Raw genomic sequence first — 18,196 nt, forward strand, 5'->3', positions numbered from 1 at the left:
CTGAGCCGCCCGACGGGTCTGCCTGTCGAACGACCAATCCGGGGAGCTGCCGTCGGACATTCAGCCGGCAAACGGCCTCGACGGTCGCACATTCGATTCCGATAAGACACATCGAGTCGTGTGGACCCTGTCGTATATCTGCCACCACGTTTCCCGCCGAACAAACGGCAATTACGATGCTGCGCCGAGCATCGCCGCCGGCTCGGTTTCCGCGCGCCGCGCGACGACCCGTCCTCCCGATCGGGTCACACCCGCCTCACGTGGTGACGGTGCCCCGCAGCAGTTCCCGGGCGTGGGCGATGGCGGCCGGGGTGTCGGGGAAGACCAGCCCCTCGCGGCGCAGCTCGTCGGCCACTCCCAGGGTCGAAAGCACCTGGTCGTGGTCAGGGGTGATGCCGGAGAGCAGCACGGTGATCCCCCGTCCGCGCAGCCGCCCGATGGCGTCGCCGAGCACGTGCGCGCCGGTGGCGTCGAGCGCCGACACCCGGGACATCCGCAGGATGACCACCCGGACGTCGGCCACCTCGGACAGTTCCAGCAGGAAGGTGTGCGCGGCGGCGAAGAACAGCGGCCCGTCCAGCCGGTACGCCACGATGTGCTCGGCCAGCAGGGCGTGTTCCTCGTCGCTGTGCTCGCCCCGGTCGAGCGGGACCTGTTCCAGCCGGGCGCTGCGGGCCACCGCGCGCAGCGCGATCACCACCGCCACGGCGACCCCGACGGCGACGGCGGTGACCAGGTCCCAGGCGACCGTGACGACGAAGGTGAGCACCAGCACCAGGGCGTCGCCCCGGGTGGCGCGGGCCAGCGCCCAGAGTGAACCGGCCTCGATCATCCGTACCGTGGTGGCGAGCAGCACCCCGGCGAGCGCGGCGAGCGGGATCCGGCCGACCAGCGGGGCGGCGGCGAGCACGATCGCGGCGAGCGCCACCGCGTGGGTGAGCGCGGCCAGCTTCGACGCCGCCCCGGCGCGGACGTTGACGGCCGTACGGGCGATCGCGGCGGTGGCGGGGATGCCGCCGAACACGGGTGCGGCGAGGTTGGCCAGGCCCTGACCGAACAGTTCCCGGTCCGGGTCGTGCCGTTGCCCGACGGTCATCCCGTCGGCGACGGTGGCCGACAGCAGGCTCTCCAGCGCGGCGAGCGCGGCCACCGCCAGCGCCGACGGCAGCAGCACGCCGACCGCGCCGGGGTCGAGGAAGCCCAGCGACGGCGCGGGCAGCCCCTGCGGCAGGGCACCGATCCGGGCCAGGTCGAGCGGGAGGGTTTCGGCGAGCACCGTGGCAACGGCCACCCCGAGCAGCGAGAACGGTACGCCGGGCCGGAAGCGTGCGCCGAGCAGCATCAGCGCCGCCACCCCGAGCGCGACCGCCAGCGCCACCGGCCGGGGGTGTACGGCGAACCGGGCGACGGCGTCGGCGGCGACGGCCCACACCCGGTCGCCGTGCGCGTCGGTGACGCCGAGCGCGGCGGGCACCTGTTGCAGGGCGATGACCACGGCGATGCCTGCGGTGAAGCCCTCGATGACGGGGGTGGGCAGGTAGCGGACGTAGCGGCCGAGGCGGGCCAGGGCGAGGGCGATCAGCAGCAGCCCGGCCAGCACGCCGACCATCAGCACCCCGGTCGGGCCGAACTGCTGCACCACCGGCACCAGTACCACGGTCATCGCCCCGGTGGGGCCGGAGACCTGGAGGTGGGAGCCGCCGAAGACGGCCGCCACCGCTCCGGCGACGACGGCGGTGACCAGGCCGGCCTGCGCGCCCAGCCCGGAGGTGACGCCGAAGGCGAGGGCGAGTGGCAGGGCCACCACGGCAACGGTCAGCCCGGCGGCCAGGTCCCGCCGGGGTGAGCGGCGTACCGCCTGCCAGTCGGCGCGGTCGGGCAGCAGGCCGAGGACCCGGTCGGCGACGGCGGCGATGCTCACCGGCCGGGCCGGGTCGGCGAGCCGTCCGTGGGGTTACGGGGCCTGTCGCCGGCCATGACGGGACCGGACGGTCCGGCGGCGGGTGCGGCTGCGGGGCTGCCGGCGGCCGGGTCGGCGGTGGCGGTGGCGGTGGCGGTGGCGGTGGCGGTGGCGGTGGCGGTGGCGGTGGCGGTGGCGGTGGCGGTGCGGAGTTCGTCGAGGAGGGCGTCGCGGTCGGTGAGGACGGTGCCGAGGATGCGTCGGCCGGCGGCCAGCAGGTCGGCCACGTCGGGGGTGCTCAGCGAGTACATCACCAGCGGGCCGTCCCGGTAGGAGGTGACCATGCCGGCCCGGCGCAGCACGGCGAGCTGCTGGGAGAGGTTGGACGGCTCGACCTCGATGACGGCGAGCAGGTCGCGGACCGGCTTCGGGCCGTCCTGGAGCAGTTCGAGCACCCGGATGCGCACCGGGTGCCCGAGGGTGCGGAACAGCTCCGCCTTGGCCTGGTACAGCGGGACCGACACCCGGGACCTTCTTCCGTCGACGTCATGAACACTTTAGCAGTTGCGAAACTCTTCAATTGACCTGTCGTGTGGTTCGTGACTCCCGGTTCGTGGCCGGTCAGGTGGCGTGCCCCCGGCCGGTACGCCGGGGGCACGCCGTACGGGTCAGTCGACCGCAGCCGTGGTGGGCTCGAAGAACAGCCGGGTACGCAACTGCCGGAACCCGGTGCGTTCCATCTCGGCGACCACCGCGACCCGGTGGGCGTCCACGTCGGCCACCAACTCCCGGGCACCGTCGGCCACCAACGCCGCGACCGAGTCGGCGAGCAACTCGCCCGTCCACCACCCCGAGGTAGCCGAGCTGCGGGAAACAGGCGTCCCCGGTCGTCCCGGCGAGCCCGACCGGCTCCTCGTCGACCAGGGCGACCCGCCAGGTCGCGGCGGTCAGCCAGGCCCGTGGATCGGTGGCCAGGTCCACCCCGGCCACCGCCCGGGCGATTTCCCGGCCGGTCAGCACGTCCGGCTCGGCGATCCGGGCGACGAGGGCGTCGACCTCGCTACCATCGGCGGCCGGGCGGACGGCGTAGCGGCCGGAGGTCGTCGGCAGCGGGGTGCCCGCCCACGAGCAGCGGAGCCGCTCGCCGCGCTCGACCAGCCCGGCGAGCCGGGCCGCCGCCAGCGGCGCCCGGACCACGGCGAGCACCTCCGGCCGCCGCCGCCAGTACGCGGGCAGCCCGGCGTGGTACGGGTGCGGGCCACCGAGCGTCTCGTGGGCCGCCCGCAGCAGCGCGGCCCCCACCTCAGGTTCGGCGGTCAGGTCGAAGCGGTCCAGCCAGGGCGCACCGGCGGCCCCGGGCGGCAGGAGCCACGCGGCCCGACCGACCACCCGGCCGTCCCGCAGGGCGATCCAGGTGCGCTCGGGCCGGTAGCCACCCCCGGCGACACCGTCGGCGTAACGGACCTTGCGCAGGTTGGGCAGCGGGTCGGGCATGGACTCGAACAGATCTTCCTCGCCCGCGACGAGCGGGCGGATGACCAGGTGGGTCATGGGGAATCCTCCGGAAGGCGAACGCCCCGGTCAGATCCGCGTGGACGCCGGGACGCGGAGGGGGCGCAGAACATCGGACATCGTTCTGACCTCCTTCCGGCTCGACGGCGTGCCGGAAAACGTACCCAACGCGGCGGCACGGCCGCAACACCGCTCTCGCGGCGACCGTCCGTGGGGGCCGTCCAGGGCTGACGCCGTGTTCTACGGTGGACGGTCCGTGAGGACCGGAAACAGTACGGGTCACCGAGCACCGTTGGAGAGAGATGAGCGCTCATCCGCACCTGGACGCAGAACCGGAACTCCCGTTCTCCTGGCTTGCCGACGCCCCGCTGTTCATCGACCGGGATCAGGTGTCAGCCTTTTACGACGCGGTGGTCATGCCCGAACACGAGACCGGCAAGATCACCCTGTCGACCAGGGACATCCGGGTTTCGAGGAGCAGCACCAGCGGAAAGCTGGGGGCCCGCATCGGCACCAGGGACCTGCTGGCCTCCCTCTTCCCGTTCCTCGATGCCCACGTCGCCCTGGAGGGGACGCACGGTCGCGAGAAGTCGACGCAGGCCGAGCAGGGGGACTCGATCGAGCTTCACCCGATCAGGAATCCGCACCGGCAACTCCTCCAACTCGCCCTGCACTATGCGGCCCACCTGCCCGACAGGGTGACATTCGTCCAGGACCAGAGCTGGCTGGACGACCTCGACCGGGCCTACGTCAGGGACAGCCCCCGGGCACTCGTCTTCGTCGACCTTCCCGCCGGGCAGGCGATCATTCCGCTGGCGGCGGAACTGGCGACCGGAAGAGTGATCGCGGTCTTCGACGACCTGGTGGCCGAGATCTCCCGCACCGTCCGTACGCTGCCGCCGCACTACCCGGCGACCGAGGATCCCGCGACGAGGCGTGAGTACTGGCGCTGGTTCTCGGACAACTACAGCGCCATCGCCGCGATGAACGTGCTCGAACGGGGCATCGGCGACGGCGGCCCGGTCCAGTGGGTGGATTACCGGGTCCACCTCAACGACAGGTCGCTCCAACTCTCCCTACGGGGTCGGCGCAGCTTCGAGACGGGAATCTACGCGTACTCCATGATCCGTCGCGGCAACCAGCACGGGCTGCGGATCGTGGGCACCCTGAAGTCCGGCCCCGGGCTCAACGTCCTCGCCGTCTTCGAGAAGTGACGACCGTCAGGCCGGGACGAAGCGGGCCGCGTCGGCGACCACGTAGCCGTCGGTGCCCTCGGTGCGGATCAGCACGCTGCCGGCCGTACCCGCCGGGAACTGGTAGGTCCCCAGCGACACCCACTGCCCGCCCGAGGTGCGCTGGTCGACCACCCGGGTGGTCACCCCGCCGCCGTGCACCACGTCGACCGGGACGGCGCCGGCCCGGTTCGGGTCGGCGGTCCAGCGCAGGTGGACCGCCCAGCTCCCGGCCGTCGGCAGGGACGGGGTGAACCGCAGCCGGTTGACGCCCTTACCGGTGTTGCCGTCGTGCTCGTAGTCCGACCCCCAGTAGCCGCCGATCGCGGTGCTGCCCACCCAGACACCGGCCCGGGTGACCCCGGCCGACCGGTTGTCCACCACGATCTCGCCGTCGACGGTGGGCGGCCAGGTGAGGATCTGCCCGTCGGCGCGCAGCCGGGCCTGGAGGGCCGCCACGTCCACCTGCTGCACCGACACGCCCGTGTCGAGCGCCAGTTTCGCCGCCGTCGCCGCCGACTGGGCGAGGATCATGAAGACCGGTTCCATCCGGATCGACCCGTACGCGATGTGGGTGGCCGACAGGCAGACCGGCACGAACAGGTTGGCGCACTGCCCGGCGGCGGGCACGATCGACCGGTAGCTGACCGGGTACGGGCCGGGCACCCCGACCTGCACGTCGCCCTCGTTCTTCACGAACCCGTTCACCACCACCCGCTGGCAGTTGTGCGAGTCCATGGTGTAGCTGGCCAACCCGACCGAGTCGGCGGCCCGCACGCTGCCCCGGCAGTCCCGCTCGGTCATCACGTACGCCGAGACCATCCGGCGGGCCTCGCGGACGTAGAGCTGCGGGGGCCAGTTGCCGGTGGCGGTGAACTCGTCGGCGGCCAGGCCCCAACTGGCGACCCCGGACCGTACCGACGCCGGCAGCCGGGGGTCGTTGGCCAGGAACCACATCAGCCCCTGCTGGTACGTCAGGTGGTCGGCGATCAGGCTGTCCCGCTGGGCCCGGGTCGCCGTCGGGTAGGTGTGGTTCGCGGCGATGAAGTCGGTGGAGAACGCCCCGGTGTTGTTCGAGTCGGTCTTGCCGCCGCCGACGCTCTGGGTGGTAAAGAACGGTCCGGTGTAGCCGGCCTGCACGTACCGCAGCAGCAGTTCGTAGTCGGCCGGGTCGTAGCCGGCCGGCCGCGGGAACGGGACCCGGCCGGCGTCCCGGGTCAGGCACATCCGGAAGTTGTACGCCTGGATCCGCTCGTCGCCGGTGCCGTTGGGCGCGACCGGGGCGGCGGAGATGCCGGGGAGCAGCCCGCTGGCCGGGCTGCCCGGCACCACGTACGGGTCGACCGGCAGGGTGAACTGGTGTGCCCCGCGCAGTTGCACCCCGTTGATGGTCTCGCCGTACGCGGTGTTGGCCTCCCGGCCGACCGTGTACGACACCCCGGCGGCGGCCATCAGGTCACCCTCGTACGTCGCGTCGACGAACATCGGGCCGGTGAAGAGCTGCCCGTGCGCGGTGACCAGCCCGGTGATCCGGTCGCCGGCCCGCTCGACGGTGGCCAGCGGGGCGTCCAGGTAGACCGGGACCGCGTGCTCGGTGAGCAGGTCGTCGAAGACCCCGGCGGCGACGTGCGGCTCGAAGACCAGCCGCATCGGCGAGTCGGGGGTGACCGGGGTGCCCTGGTAGCGGGCGTACACCCGGCGGTAGAACTCCCCGGCGAGGCCACCGATGGCGGCGCTGGTGCCGCTGTCGGTGTAGCCGAGCCCGCCGGTGGTGAGCCCGCCGACGTGGTGGCCCGGTTCGACGATCACGGCGGTGCCGCCGAGCCGGCGCATCTGCACGGCGGCCATGATGCCGGCCGAGGTCGCGCCGTAGACCACCAGGTCGACGGTGACGGTGCCGGCGGCCAGGGCGGGCAGGCCGAGACCGGTGCCGGCGGCGACGACGAGGGTGGCCCCGCCGAGGCGGAACAGGTGGCGGCGGGTGAACGCGGACGACATCACGGCTGCCCTTCGAGCGAGGGGAAGGAGCGCGCCGCCGCACCCGGAATGCATCGACCTTCGCTGATCGCACCGGGGCTGTCAAGGGGCGGTCCGCCCCTTGACAGCCGGGGCGGGGCGGCACCCCGTCCGGTCAGCCCGCCGGGGTCCCGGTCGCGTCGTCGACCAGGTCGTTGACGCAGCGCAGCACCGGCCGGGTGGTCAACGCCGCCGGGTCCAGCGGCGACCCGGAACTCACCGTGAACGTGACCGACTCCCCCGGCAGCAGGGTGACCAGCGCGGTGTCCACCTCGGCGGCCGGGTCGAGCCGGTCCGGGAACAGCGTCAGGTCCCGCAGCACGGTCCGCGCGGTCACCCGGACCCGCCGGCCGCCGTCGACCGCCTCCACCGCCGCGTCGTAGCGGGCCGCCGGCCAGTGCACGTCCCGGTCCTCGGCGAAGAACCACAGGGCCCGCCCGGTGGTGTCACCGGCCTCGGCGACCAGCAGCTCCCGGCGTTCCTCCTCGGCCACCGCCAGGTCCGCCGGCAGCGGCACCGTCACCGCCGCGTACGCCGGCACGTCGAGTGGGTACGACGTCTTCGCCCTCGGCTCGCCGTGCAGGGTGGACCTGGTCACCGTCAGCGGGGCCCGCCACGGGGTGCCGGTCTCGTTCACCGCCACCAGCACCAGCCCACCGTCGCGGGGCTGGACGGTGAGCAGCCGGTCGACGTACGCCCGGCGCAGCGCGTACCACAGGGGTTTGCGGCGGCCGTCACCGTCGATCGCCGACCAGGAGGTGACCGGCCAGCAGTCGTTGAGCTGCCAGACGATCGTGCCGGAGCAGACGTCCCGGTGCGACCGGAAGTGCTCCACCCCGAGCTGGATGGCCCGCGCCTGGTTGAGCTGGGTCAGGTAGTGCCAGTCGTCGAAGTCGGCCGGGGCGGGCAGGTGTGCGTCGAGCCCCCGACGCAGCTTGGCGTCCCCGTCGGCCGCTTTCTGGTGGTGGGCCATTCCCGGCGAGTCGGGCGCGAGCGGCTCGTCGGACAACGCCCGGCGCAGCGTCGCGTACGCCGGAGGCGCCTGGTAGCCGAACTCGGCGACGAACCGGGGGACGTACTCGCGGTACTTCGTGTAGTCGTCGGTGTTCCAGACGTCCCAGATGTGCGTGGTGCCGTGCGCCGGGTCGTTGGGGTGGACCGCCTCGCTACCCGACCACGGGCTGCCCGGCCAGTACAGGCGGGTCGGGTCCAGCTCACCCACCACCCGGGGCAGCAGGTCGAGATAGAAGCCCCGCCCCCAGCTGCGCCCGGCCAGCGGCCCCTGCCAGTCCCAGTCGTGCCAGCCCCAGATGTTCTCGTTGTTGCCGGTCCACAGCACCAGCGACGGGTGCCCGGCCAGCCGGGTCACCTGCTCCCGCGCCTCCGCCTCGACCTCCGTGCCGAACGGCTCCTCCTCCGGGTAGGCCGCGCAGGCGAACAGGAAGTCCTGCTGGACCAGCAGGCCGTGCTCGTCGGCGAGGGAGTAGAAGTCGGCCGACTCGTACCGGCCGCCGCCCCAGACCCGCAGCAGGTTGACGTTGGCGTCGACGGCCTGGGTGAACCGGTGGGCCAGCCGGTCCCGGGTGACCCGGGTGGGGAACGCGTCGTCGGGGATCCAGTTGACCCCCCGCACCAGCACCGGCACGTCATTGACGTGCAGGGTGAACGGGGTGCCGTGGGCGTCGGGCGTGGTGTCCAGGCGTACCGAGCGGAAGCCGACCCGCTGCGACCAGGTGTCCAGCGGGCTGCCGTCGGCCGTCGCCAGGGTCACCGTCAGCGGGTGCAGCGGCTGTGCGCCGTACCCCCGGGGCCACCACAGCTCGGGGTCGGCGACGGTGAGGGTCAGCGCGGCCGTGCGCTGCCCGGCCGGGACAGTCGTGACGGCGGCGACCCCGGCGACCTCGGCCCGGACGGTCAGCGGCACGTCGGCCACCCGCGCGACCTCGACGTGCAGCTCCACCCGGCCCCGGCCGTCGACGACCGTCACCAGGGGACGGACGACGTCGAGCCGGGCGGTGGACCAGGCGTGCAGCCCGATCTCCTGCCAGATCCCGGCGGTGACCAGCGTCGGCCCCCAGTCCCAGCCGAAGTTGCAGGCCATCTTGCGGATGAACCCGAACGGCTCCGGGTAGGCGTTGGGCCGGTCGCCGAGCCGGTCCCGCTGCTCCTCGGCGTACCGGTACGCCGAGTCGAACCGGACGGTGAGGGTGTTCTCCCCCGGCCGCAGCGCCGGGGCCACGTCGAACCGGTACGACCGGTGCATGTTGGCGGTGCGGCCGACCTCGACACCGTTGAGGGTGACCGTGGCGACCGTGTCCAGCCCGGCGCAGACCAGCTCGACCCGGTCGTCGTCGCCGGGCCGGTGCACGAACGTCGTCGCGTACTCCCAGTCGGTACGGCCGATCCAGGCCAGCGTCGTCTCGTTGGCGTCGAGGTAGGGGTCGTCGATCAGACCGGCGGCGAGCAGGTCGGTGTGCACGCAACCCGGCACGGTGGCGGGCACCGCCCGGCCGGCGACGGCGTCGGGCACCTGCGGCCCGGACACCGCGCGCAACTGCCAACCCTCGTGCAACGCCTGACGGTTCACGACTTCACCGCGCCTTCCATGATTCCCCGGACGATCTGCCGGCCGCCGATGAAGAGCATCACCAGCAGCGGGACCGTGGCGATGAACGCCCCCGCGAGCACCCGACGGTAGATGACGTAGTTGCCGCTCGCCAGATCGGAGACGGCGACCATCGAGGTCGGATAGTCGGTGCCGCTGAGCGTGATCAGCGGCCACTGGAAGTCGTTCCAGGTGGCCACGAAGGTGAGCAGGCCCAGCACCGCCAGGGCCGGGCGGATCGCCGGCAGCGCGATGCTGCGGTAGATCCGCATGGTGGTCGCCCCGTCGACCCGGGCCGACTCGACCAGCTCGTCCGGGACGCTGTTGACGATGAACTGCCGCATGTAGAACACCCCGAACGCGGTGACCAGACCCGGCGCGATGACCGCCAGCAGGGTGCCGTTCCAGCCGAGCCGGCCCATCACGATGTAGAGCGCGACGATGCCGAGCTGGTTGGGCACGGTGAGGGTGAGCACGACGAGCAGCATCAGCGCGTTACTGCCCCGGAACCGCAGCTTGGCGAAGGCGAACCCGGCCAGCGAACAGAAGAACAGCACCGAGGCGGTCACCACCGTCGACACGATGACGCTGTTGACCAGGGAGGCGGCGAAGTAGACGTCCTGGAGGGAGAAGACCTCCGCCAGGTTGGCCAGGAACCGGTCGCCGGGCACGACCGCCGGGGGCAGCTTCGCCAGCGCCTCGTCGTCGCTGGTGGCGATGACGAACATCCAGTACAGCGGGAACGCGGCGAACAGGAAAGTCAACGACAGCAGCAGGTACGTGCCGAGGCCGGCCGGGGTGTCCTGCGGCGCGCGCCCCGACAGGGCAGGCCGGTGCCGGCGGGCCGGCCGGGTGGGTCGCGGCGGGGCGGCGGCGGTCATCGGTGCCCCCTTCCGTTCGCGACTGCGGGACTCCGCTGCGCTACGTTCCTCGCGCTCACCGATCCCCCTTCGTTCGCGACTGCGGGACTCCGCTGCGCTACGTTCCTCGCGCTCACCGGCGACCCCCTGACAGGCGGTTGGTGAGCAGGGTGTTCAGGCCGGTGACCAGCAGGATGATCAGGAACAGCGCCCAGGACATCGCGGCGGCGTAGCCGAGGTTGAGGTCCTTCCAGCCGACCTTGTAGATGAGCTGGGCGATGGTCTGCCACTCCCCGTTCGGCCCGCCGGTGGCGGCCTGCGCGTTGAGGTCGAACAGCATCGGCTCGGTGAACAGTTGCAACCCGCCGATGGTGGACAGCACCACCGTGAACACGATCACCGGCTGGATCATCGGCACCGTGATCCGCCACAGTTGCCGCCACGGGCCGGCCCCGTCGATCGCCGACGCCTCGTAGACGTCACGCGGGATGGACTGCATGGCGGCCAGGTAGAGCAGGGCGTTGTAGCCGATCCACTTCCAGTTGACCATAGTGGCGATGGCGATCCAGGCGTGCGGCTTGTCGGCCCGCCAGTCGATCGCCGCGTCCCCCGTCCCGCCGATACCCACCTCGGCGAGCAGCCAGTTCGCCATCCCGAAACTGCGGGAGAAGAAGACGCTGAACACCATCGTCGAGGCCACGATCGGGGTGACGTACGGCAGCAGCACCCCGACCCGCCACCAGGTCTGCGCCCGCAGCTTGCGGTTGAGCAGCGAGGCGACCACCAGCGCCAGCAGCAGTTGTGGCACCGAGGAGAGCAGGAAGATGCCGAACGTGTTGTAGAGCGCGTTCCAGAAGTCCTCGTCACCGCCGAGCCGGGTGAAGTTCGCGAGGCCGGCCCAGTAGGGCAGGGTGGGATCGTCGAGCCGGTAGTTGCGCAGCGCGACGACCCCGTTGAACAGCAGCGGGAAGAGCCCGAAGACGCCGAACAGCAGGAAGAACGGCGCGACCATCAGGTAGGGCAGGTAGCGCAGGTCGAACCGGTACAGCCGGTCGCGCCAGCCGAGCGACCGCTCGCCGGCCCCGGAGGCGTCGCGCTCCGGCCCGGTGCGTCGACTCGACGGCGGCACGGCACGGGTGGTGGACACGGGGCACCCTCCAGGGCCGGGACGGTACGGGGGCGGACGGCGTACGGTCAGGAGGTGCGGGCCTTCTCCGCCTCCTTGACCGCCTCGGCCCAGGCGGCGTCCGGCTTCAGGGTTCCGTTCTGCACCCGGTTGATGACGTTCTCCACGGCCACCCGGGTCGGGCCGTTCTTCCTGCCCAGGTACTGCGGGGTCAGCCCCTGCGCCATCTTCGGGAAGATCTGCCCGACGGGCGCGTCGTGGAAGAACGGGTTCTTGAACTCGGCGATCGCCGGGTCGGCGTAGAGCGCCGGTTGCGAGGGCAGGTTGCCGACCTTCTTGAAGATCTCGATCTGCTGTTCCGGCTGGATCAGCCACTCCAGCAGCTGGTACGCCTCGTCGACGTGCCTGCTCTGCTTGGGGATGGTGAGGAACGAGCCGCCCCAGTTGCCGCCGCCGCCGGGCACCGTGGCGATGTCCCACTTACCCTGGGTGCCGGGCGCGGTGTCCTTGATGTGGCCGAGCATCCACGCCGGGCAGGCGAGGACGGCGAACGAGCCGGCGGTGAAGCCCTTGTCCCAGTCGGCCTGGAAGCTGGCCAGGTTGGCCGAGAGCCCGGCCTGCACCGCCCTGATCGTGTAGTCGAAGGCGACCTTGGGGCCCTGCTCCATCTGGAGTTGTTCCTGCTCGTCGTAGAAGCCGACGGGCTGCTGGCCCAGGATCGGGTTGAACAGGTTGGTGCCGGAGTCCAGGAACTTCTTCTTCGTCCGGCCGGTGTAGTCCTGGCCGACCTGGATGAAGCTGTCCCAGGTGGGCCAGAGGGCGGAGACCTGGTCGCGGTCGGTGGGCAGCCCGGCGGCGGCGAACAGGTCGGTGCGGTAGCACATGGCCAGCCCGCCGACGTCGGTGCCGAGGCCGATCTGGGTCTTGCCGTCGGCCGACAGCGACTGCTTCCACTTCCACGGCAGGTACTTGCTCTCGTACGAGCCGGCGCCCTTGTCGAGGAGGTTGACGAACTTGTCGGACTGGCTGCGGAACTGGACCATGAAGCCCTCGTCGATGGCGGCGATGTCGGCCGCTCCGGAGCCGGCGACGAGTTTCTTCTGGAGATCCTCGTGCTGGGCGTTGTACTCGCCCGAGTTGAGTTGGATCTTGATATTGGGGTGGTCGGCCTCGTAACGGGCCTTGAGGTCCTGGAGACCGAAGTCGCCCCAGAAATTGATCTTCAGGGTGACCTGGCCGCCGCCGTCCGAGCCGGTGCCGCTCCTGCCGCTGCACGCAGCGACGAGCGTCAGGCTGACGACGCCGACCGCCGCCGCGCGGGCCCAGCGGGTCCAGGACCGTGTCATCTCATCCTCCGCGCACGCTTGTGGAACGCTCCACACATCGAGGAACGTCGACTGAACCGGATAAGTGAGGCCACCGTACGGGCCGCCCCGTGCACTGTCAACGGCCGGTTAACGACGACCCCGAGCGGTAACCCGGACCGCCCCGAAAGCCTTTCCGGCATGCCTGTCCACGCCTTCCGGCAGGTGGAAAGGCATCGGTCACCGGTGGCGGCGCAGAGGCCGACCGGCACACTTAACCGAGCAAGCGAATCAGGCGCCCCTGCCGAACGGGACCGGCCACGGCCGGGGACGACGGCCGGCGGGGGCACCGGTAGCGTGAGCACCGCCGGTGACCCCGGCCCGAGGACGGCCTGCCCAGGCCGCGAGAAGTGGAGGAAACCGCCGGTGAAGCGGCCGACCATCGCCGACGTCGCCCGACGCGCCGGAGTGTCCAAGGGCGCGGTGTCGTACGCGCTCAACGGGCAGCCGGGCGTCTCGGAAGCCACCCGGCAGCGCATCCTGGCGATCGCCACCGAGATCGGTTTCAGCCCGAGCAGCGCGGCCCGCGCGCTCTCCGGCGCCACCGCCAACGCCGTCGGCCTGGCCCTGTGCCGACCGGCCCGGATACTCGGCATCGAGCCGTTCTTCATGGAGCTGATCAGCGGTGTCGAGGCCGAACTCTCCGCGAGGTCGTACGCGCTGACCCTGCAGGTGGTGGCCGACCAGGAGGCGGAGATCGCGGTCTACCGCCGGTGGTGGGCCGAGCGACGGGTCGACGGGGTCCTCGTCTGCGACCTGCGCACCGACGACATCCGGGTGCCCGCCCTGGAGGAGCTGCAACTGCCCGCCGTGGTGATCGGCGGACCGAGGCACACCGGCACGCTCGCCCACGTCTGGTCGGACGACGCGGCGGCGCTCGCCGAGGCGGTGGAGTACCTGGTCGCCCTCGGCCACCGCAAGATCGCCCGGATCGGTGGGCTGCCGTCGCTGCTGCACACCGAGATCCGTACCGACGCGTTCGCCGAGGTGTGCGGCCGGCTCGGGCTCACCGACGCGGCGACCGTCTGGTCGGACTACACCGGCGAGGAGGGCGCGCGCGCCACCCGGCGGCTGCTCAGTTCCGCCCACCGCCCGACCGCGGTGATCTACGACAACGACGTGATGGCGATCGCCGGGCTCGCCGTGGCGCAGGAGATGGGCCTCGGCGTTCCCACCGACCTGTCCATCGTGGCCTGGGACGACTCCCCGCTCTGCCAGCTCGTGCACCCGCCGCTGACCGCGCTCGGCCGGGACATCCCCGCCTACGGCGCGCACGCCGCCCGCCAGTTGCTCGGCGTCATCGCCGGTGAGCCGGTGCGCGGGCTCCAGGACGAGACGGCGCACCTCACCCCCCGGGGCAGCACCGCACCACCCCGGACGAGGTGAACCGGTTCATCCCGCTGCGCCCTCCAGGTCAGCGGGACGTCGTCGGGAACTCCGAGAAGTACGCCTCGACCCGCTCGGCGGTGGCCGGACGCGCCAACGCGAACCCCTGGCCGTACCGGCAGCCGGCCCTGGTCGCCCGGACCACGTCCGGCTCCGACTCCAGCTCGGCCATCACCACGGTCACCCCCAGCCGCTCCCCCAGACCCACCACCACGTCGATCAACGGGCGGGACTCCTCGTCCGGATCGACCGGCCGGGGCTGCACCTTCAACAGGTCGATCGGCAGCCGGCGCAGCTGGGCCAGGGAGGCGTGCTCCGCCCGGAAGCTGTCCAACGCGGTGCGTACCCCGAGCGACCGCAGGCCGGCCAGCCGGGCCACCACCGTGGGCAGGTCGGCCCCGAGCCGCGACTCGGCGATCTCCAGCACCAGCCGCTCCGCCGGGACGCCGTGCCCGGCCAGCACCGCCGCCACCCGGGGCACCAGATCCGGCGCCAACAGCTCGGCGAGCGTGACGTTGACCGCCAGCCACAGCTCCCGGCCGCCGACCGACCAGTCGGCGAGCTGCCGGCAGGCCCGGTCGAGCACCCACCGGCCCAACTCCCCCAGCAGGCCGAGATCCTCGGCGACGGGCAGGAACTCGGCCGGCAGCACGGTGCCCAGGACCGGGCTGCGCCAGCGCAGCAACGCCTCGATGCCGGCCGGCCGCCGGTCGGCCAGCGCCAGCACCGGCTGGTAGACCAGATCCAGTTCGCCCCGGTCCGCCGCCCCGGGCAGCTCCCGTTCCAGGTCCAGCCGGCGGACCAGTTCCTCCTCCAGGCAGGCGTCGTACCACTCGACCCGGTTGCGGCCGAGCTGGACGGCCCGGCGGCGGGCCAGGTCGGCCTGGCGCACCGCGTCCTGCGGCGACGTCGCGGCCAGCTCGGTCAGGCCCACGCCGACCCGGAGCCGCCCCATCCCGGTGGCCACCGGGCACGGCTCGGTCAACGCCGCGAGCAACCGCTCGCCCAGTGCGTACGCCGGGACCGGGCCGGCGTCGGTGACCACCGCGAACTCCTCCCCGGACAGCCTGGCGACCAGGTCCCGGGGGCCGACCACGTCACGCAGCCGGCGGACGGTGGCGGCCAGCAGCGGGTCCGGGCCGGCGGCGTCCTGCGCCGGGCCGAGGCCGTGCACGTCGACCAGGAGCAGCGCGCCCGGGATGCCGCCCCGCTCGTCGAGCACCCGCAGCAGCTCCTGCCGGGTGGACAGGCCGGTGAGCGGGTCGGTGGCGGCGACCCGACGCCGCTCCCGCTCCAGCCGGCGGCGGTCGCCGACGTCGCGGACGTGCAGCACCACCGCGGCCACCTCCGGCACGGCCCGCTGGTCGCTCACCGTCGCCTCGGTCTCCCGCCAACCGCCGTCACCGGTACGCATCCGGGCCGCCAGCAGCGGCGCGACGGCGTCACCGGGCCGCCCGGCCAGCCGGGCCAGGACGCCCGGCGCGTCGTCCGGATGTAGCAGGTCGGCCAGCGCCCGCCCACACACCGCCTCCTGACGCAGCCCGAACCAGCGTTCACCGGCCGCCGAGAGCCAGTGCACCCGCAACCCGTCGTCGAGGACGAGGACCAGGTCACGACCCCCGGCGACCAGCGTGCGGAAGTACGCCTCGCGGGCGGCCAACTGCCCGGCCCAGCGCCGCTGGTCGGTGACGGAGATGAGCTCCCGGGCCACCAGCGGCGGGATCACCGCCAGCCCGAGCAGGACGGCGGTCGGGGTGAAGCCGCCGACGAACGCCAGATGGCCGGCCGCCGCCACGGTCGCCACCGCCGCCGGTGCGGTCACCCGGGGCCAGGCCGGTGCCGGACCGGCCGGGCCCACCGGGTCGCCCGCCGCGACCCGGGCCATCCCGGCGGCCGTCAGCAACGCCCCGCCGACCAGCAGCGGCACCGCGGTCAGCAGGCCCACCGTGGGGGCCCGGTAGGCCAGCAGCACCACCAGGTCGGCGAGGCCGAGCAGGACGGCCGCCACCCCGAGCAGGCACCGGGCCGGGCCGGGGTGCCGACGGAGGCGGGCCAGCGCACCCACCAGCAGCCAGGCCAGGACCCCCGCGCCCGCGACGGTGACCACCCGGACCACCTGTGGCACCGGGCCGGGCGGGACCAGCACCCAGCCGGCGAAGAGCAGGGCGGTGCCGAGGCCGGCCACGTCGACGCCGCGCCGCCACCGGGCCCGGGGGGCCAGCCGGGCGGGACCGGGCAGCAGGAGCAGCCCGACCGCGTAGGCAAGCGTGGCCGCGCCGAGCCCGGCCGCCGCGACCTCGGCGCGTCGTGCCCCCGGCGTCAGCGGTAGCACCACCAGGGCCGTTCCGACGACGGCCACCGCGACGGTGAACAGGACGGCGGCCCGGCGGCGGCGCAGGGCGCGACCGTCCCGCCCGGCGGCGGCGAGGCGGAACAGCCGGGTGGCGGCCACGGCGCAGCCGCCCACGCCGGCCATCGTGGTGACGGCCAGCGGCGGGACGGCGTCGACCAGGGCCGCAGCGAAAAGCAGCGCGACCAGCAGGACGAGCACCACGGATGCGGACGGTGGGCGGCGGAGGGGGTGGGCGACGGTCACGGCGGTCACCTTCGTGAGGGGGACACGGCGCGGTGCGACAGGGGGTTATCGGTTCAACGAGGCGTCACCATCCCGGTTACGCCTCCCGGTCGTGACCTACGTCACCGGCCAGCGTCGGCCGGGGTCGGGCCGCCGCCCGCCCGGTGCCGCCCCGGCCCCGGGTGGAATCATCGGGGGGTGAGTCGCGCCGACACCATCCGTTTCCGGCACAACCAGGCCATCCTGGTCGCGGCCGTCATCGCCACCATCGGTGCGCTGCCCCTGGCCGCCGCCCGGTGGTACCTGCTGCCGGTGCTGCTGGTCCCGCTGACCGTCGCGGTCTGGGCCTGGCGCTCCGGCACCGACGCCGACCCGCGCGGGCTACGGCTGCGGGCCCTGGCCGGGGGACGGCGCATCGCCTGGGAGCAGGTCGTCGAGCTGGCCACCGACCCGCGCGGCCGGGCCGTCGTCCGGCTCACCGACGGGCACCAGTTGCCGCTGCCCGCCGTCCGGGGTGTCGACCTCCCCCGGCTGGTCGCGGTCACCGGACAGGCCCTGCCGGACGCGCGCTGAGCCGGTACACCCCCGGCCCGACACCGGTCAGTAGCCGTCGACCACCGTGTTGACCAGCGGGGACCCGGCGACGAACCGGCGCACCTGCTCCCCCACCAGCCGGTACGCCCGGGGCAGCAGCCCGCGTACCGAACCGGCGACGTGCGGGGTGAGCAGTACGTTCGGCAGTTCCCAGAGCGGATGGTCCGCCGGCAGCGGCTCCGGGTCGGTCACGTCCAACGCCGCCCGTAGCCGGCCCGAGGTCAGCTCCGCGACCAGCGCCGCCGTGTCCGCCACCGGGCCCCGGGCGGCGTTGACCAGCAGCGCCCCGTCCGGCATGGCGGCCAGGAACCCGGCGTCGACCAGCCCCCGGGTGGCATCGGTCAGCGGCACCAGCAGCACCACCACGTCGGCCTCCGGCAGCAGGCGCGGCAGCTCGGTCACCGCGTGCACCCCCTCGTCCGGCCGGGCGGTCCGGGCGACCAGGGTGAACGTGACGTCGAACGGGGCCAGCCGGGCCCGGACCGCCGCGCCGATCGAGCCGGCCCCGACGATCAGCACCCGCTTGCCGGTCAGCTCGTCGGTCGGCGCGACCCGGTCGTACGCCCACTCCCGGCGGGCCTGCGCGCGGGCCAGCTCGGGAAAACCGCGTAGCTGGGCGAGGATCGCGGTGACCACCCACTCGGCGGTGCCGGCGTCGTGCACCCCCCGGGCGTCGCAGAGGGTGACCCCGGCGGGCACCCGGCCCGTCCAGGCGTCCGCCCCGGCGGAGAGCAGCTGCACCACCGCCAGGTCGGGCAGCCGGTCCAGCATCGCCGTGGTGTCCACCCCGGCCAGGAACGGCGGCACCCAGAACCGGACGTGGGTCGGGTCACCTGGCGGATTCGCCGGGTCGGTCCACGGCTGTACCGTGACACCGGCCGGAACGGAACCGAGCAGCTCGACCCCTTCGGGGTGCGGAATCCATACCTTCACACGTGCCGACGATAGCCCTGCGGCGACGGGCCACGCCGCCGGGCCGGCAACCCACGCCAGACCGGGCGACGTCGCCAAACGGCCACGGGTGAC

Annotated in this window: 12 protein-coding genes and 1 pseudogene; 3 read left to right on the forward strand and 10 right to left on the reverse strand. The window is 73.1% G+C overall.

Translation table 11 applies throughout. The features are described from left to right. Positions 1-256: 256 nt before the first annotated feature. From ACWCHM_RS21040 to ACWCHM_RS21050, 3 genes and pseudogenes are all read right to left on the reverse strand, one after another. A complete protein-coding gene (locus tag ACWCHM_RS21040; protein ID WP_454219473.1) occupies positions 257-1,921 on the reverse strand; it encodes a SulP family inorganic anion transporter in 1,665 nt (554 codons plus the stop codon). A 179-nt stretch (positions 1,922-2,100) separates the two neighbouring features. Further along, positions 2,101-2,424 (reverse strand): annotated as a pseudogene (locus ACWCHM_RS21045) (ArsR/SmtB family transcription factor); the annotation flags it as partial. Positions 2,425-2,521: 97 nt separating this feature from the next. Beyond that, the gene (locus ACWCHM_RS21050; RefSeq protein ID WP_454219475.1) at positions 2,522-3,451 is read right to left on the reverse strand and encodes an acetyltransferase; all 930 of its coding nucleotides are present in this window, start codon (positions 3,449-3,451) and stop codon (positions 2,522-2,524) included. Between the two features lie 263 nt (positions 3,452-3,714). Between ACWCHM_RS21050 and ACWCHM_RS21055 the strand changes: the two genes are divergently transcribed. Next, complete coding sequence (locus ACWCHM_RS21055; RefSeq protein ID WP_454219476.1) at positions 3,715-4,626, forward strand: hypothetical protein; 912 nt, start codon at positions 3,715-3,717, stop codon at positions 4,624-4,626. A gap of 6 nt (positions 4,627-4,632) precedes the next feature. Here the strand turns inward: ACWCHM_RS21055 and ACWCHM_RS21060 are convergent, their stop codons facing one another. From ACWCHM_RS21060 to ACWCHM_RS21080, 5 genes are all read right to left on the reverse strand, one after another. Continuing rightward, complete coding sequence (locus ACWCHM_RS21060; RefSeq protein ID WP_454219477.1) at positions 4,633-6,642, reverse strand: FAD-dependent oxidoreductase; 2,010 nt, start codon at positions 6,640-6,642, stop codon at positions 4,633-4,635. A 133-nt stretch (positions 6,643-6,775) separates the two neighbouring features. Then, a complete protein-coding gene (locus ACWCHM_RS21065) occupies positions 6,776-9,247 on the reverse strand; it encodes a glycoside hydrolase family 2 protein (protein ID WP_454219479.1) in 2,472 nt (823 codons plus the stop codon). Continuing rightward, positions 9,244-10,146, reverse strand: a complete 903-nt coding sequence (locus ACWCHM_RS21070) for a carbohydrate ABC transporter permease (protein ID WP_239484635.1) — start codon at positions 10,144-10,146, stop codon at positions 9,244-9,246. The genes ACWCHM_RS21065 and ACWCHM_RS21070 overlap by 4 nt, the downstream gene beginning before the upstream one ends. Positions 10,147-10,258: 112 nt before the next feature. Beyond that, positions 10,259-11,272, reverse strand: coding sequence for a carbohydrate ABC transporter permease (locus tag ACWCHM_RS21075; RefSeq protein WP_281899948.1), 1,014 nt, complete (start codon positions 11,270-11,272; stop codon positions 10,259-10,261). A gap of 47 nt (positions 11,273-11,319) precedes the next feature. Next, the gene (locus tag ACWCHM_RS21080; protein ID WP_421489167.1) at positions 11,320-12,597 is read right to left on the reverse strand and encodes an ABC transporter substrate-binding protein; all 1,278 of its coding nucleotides are present in this window, start codon (positions 12,595-12,597) and stop codon (positions 11,320-11,322) included. A 384-nt stretch (positions 12,598-12,981) separates the two neighbouring features. Here ACWCHM_RS21080 and ACWCHM_RS21085 point away from each other — a divergent pair, with 384 nt between their 5' ends. Further along, positions 12,982-14,001: a LacI family DNA-binding transcriptional regulator gene (locus ACWCHM_RS21085; protein ID WP_204956781.1), complete on the forward strand. Its 1,020-nt coding sequence runs from the start codon at positions 12,982-12,984 to the stop codon at positions 13,999-14,001. 28 nt (positions 14,002-14,029) lie between these two features. On the opposite strand, the gene ACWCHM_RS21090 is transcribed toward ACWCHM_RS21085, so the two are convergent. After that, entirely contained in the window at positions 14,030-16,597 is a 2,568-nt protein-coding gene (locus ACWCHM_RS21090; RefSeq protein ID WP_454219480.1) for a putative bifunctional diguanylate cyclase/phosphodiesterase, read from the reverse strand. Positions 16,598-16,774: 177 nt separating this feature from the next. Between ACWCHM_RS21090 and ACWCHM_RS21095 the strand changes: the two genes are divergently transcribed. Then, positions 16,775-17,149, forward strand: coding sequence for a PH domain-containing protein (locus ACWCHM_RS21095; protein WP_281899953.1), 375 nt, complete (start codon positions 16,775-16,777; stop codon positions 17,147-17,149). Positions 17,150-17,176: 27 nt separating this feature from the next. On the opposite strand, the gene ACWCHM_RS21100 is transcribed toward ACWCHM_RS21095, so the two are convergent. Beyond that, positions 17,177-18,103: a 2-hydroxyacid dehydrogenase gene (locus ACWCHM_RS21100; protein ID WP_281899955.1), complete on the reverse strand. Its 927-nt coding sequence runs from the start codon at positions 18,101-18,103 to the stop codon at positions 17,177-17,179. Positions 18,104-18,196 lie beyond the last annotated feature (93 nt).

Source organism: Micromonospora sp. SCSIO 07396 (assembly GCF_053667945.1).